Genomic DNA, 1,694 nt, shown 5'->3' with positions numbered 1-1,694 from the left:
TTTCATCAGACAATCTGTGTGGACACTGCACAATGCGTATCTTTAGGTAAGGAGGTGATCCAACCGCAGGTTCCCCTACGGTTACCTTGTTACGACTTCACCCCAGTCATGAATCACAAAGTGGTAAGCGCCCTCCCGAAGGTTAAGCTACCTACTTCTTTTGCAACCCACTCCCATGGTGTGACGGGCGGTGTGTACAAGGCCCGGGAACGTATTCACCGTAGCATTCTGATCTACGATTACTAGCGATTCCGACTTCATGGAGTCGAGTTGCAGACTCCAATCCGGACTACGACATACTTTATGAGGTCCGCTTGCTCTCGCGAGTTTGCTTCTCTTTGTATATGCCATTGTAGCACGTGTGTAGCCCTACTCGTAAGGGCCATGATGACTTGACGTCATCCCCACCTTCCTCCGGTTTATCACCGGCAGTCTCCTTTGAGTTCCCGACATTACTCGCTGGCAACAAAGGATAAGGGTTGCGCTCGTTGCGGGACTTAACCCAACATTTCACAACACGAGCTGACGACAGCCATGCAGCACCTGTCTCACGGTTCCCGAAGGCACTAAGCTATCTCTAGCGAATTCCGTGGATGTCAAGAGTAGGTAAGGTTCTTCGCGTTGCATCGAATTAAACCACATGCTCCACCGCTTGTGCGGGCCCCCGTCAATTCATTTGAGTTTTAACCTTGCGGCCGTACTCCCCAGGCGGTCGACTTAACGCGTTAGCTCCGGAAGCCACGCCTCAAGGGCACAACCTCCAAGTCGACATCGTTTACAGCGTGGACTACCAGGGTATCTAATCCTGTTTGCTCCCCACGCTTTCGCACCTGAGCGTCAGTCTTTGTCCAGGGGGCCGCCTTCGCCACCGGTATTCCTCCAGATCTCTACGCATTTCACCGCTACACCTGGAATTCTACCCCCCTCTACAAGACTCTAGCTTGCCAGTTTCAAATGCAGTTCCCAAGTTAAGCTCGGGGATTTCACATCTGACTTAACAAACCGCCTGCGTGCGCTTTACGCCCAGTAATTCCGATTAACGCTTGCACCCTCCGTATTACCGCGGCTGCTGGCACGGAGTTAGCCGGTGCTTCTTCTGCGAGTAACGTCAATCGCTGCAGCTATTAACTGCAACGCCTTCCTCCTCGCTGAAAGTGCTTTACAACCCTAAGGCCTTCTTCACACACGCGGCATGGCTGCATCAGGCTTGCGCCCATTGTGCAATATTCCCCACTGCTGCCTCCCGTAGGAGTCTGGACCGTGTCTCAGTTCCAGTGTGGCTGGTCATCCTCTCAGACCAGCTAGGGATCGTCGCCTAGGTGAGCCATTACCCCACCTACTAGCTAATCCCATCTGGGCACATCCGATGGCGTGAGGCCCGAAGGTCCCCCACTTTGCTCTTGCGAGGTCATGCGGTATTAGCTACCGTTTCCAGTAGTTATCCCCCTCCATCAGGCAGTTTCCCAGACATTACTCACCCGTCCGCCGCTCGTCACCCAGAGAGCAAGCTCTCCTGTGCTACCGCTCGACTTGCATGTGTTAGGCCTGCCGCCAGCGTTCAATCTGAGCCATGATCAAACTCTTCAATTAAAAGTTCGATTTGCTTAAACACGTTAAGCGGTGCTCAAAGATTACTTCGTAATAATTCAACTAAATGAATTACTGCTTGGTCACTCTAAGACTTGATATTTTTT

1 rRNA gene is annotated in these 1,694 nt (G+C 52.2%); it reads right to left on the bottom strand.

The features are described 5' to 3' along the window. Positions 1–47 precede the first annotated feature (47 nt). A 16S ribosomal RNA gene (locus ACMHLI_RS23355) occupies positions 48–1,590 on the bottom strand. Positions 1,591–1,694 lie beyond the last annotated feature (104 nt).

Origin of the sequence: Rahnella inusitata (genome assembly GCF_965118895.1) — a bacterium.
Lineage (GTDB): Bacteria > Pseudomonadota > Gammaproteobacteria > Enterobacterales > Enterobacteriaceae > Rahnella > Rahnella inusitata_A.
Note: the sequence above shows the minus strand (reverse complement) of the source record. Positions and strands in the feature narration are given on the sequence as shown.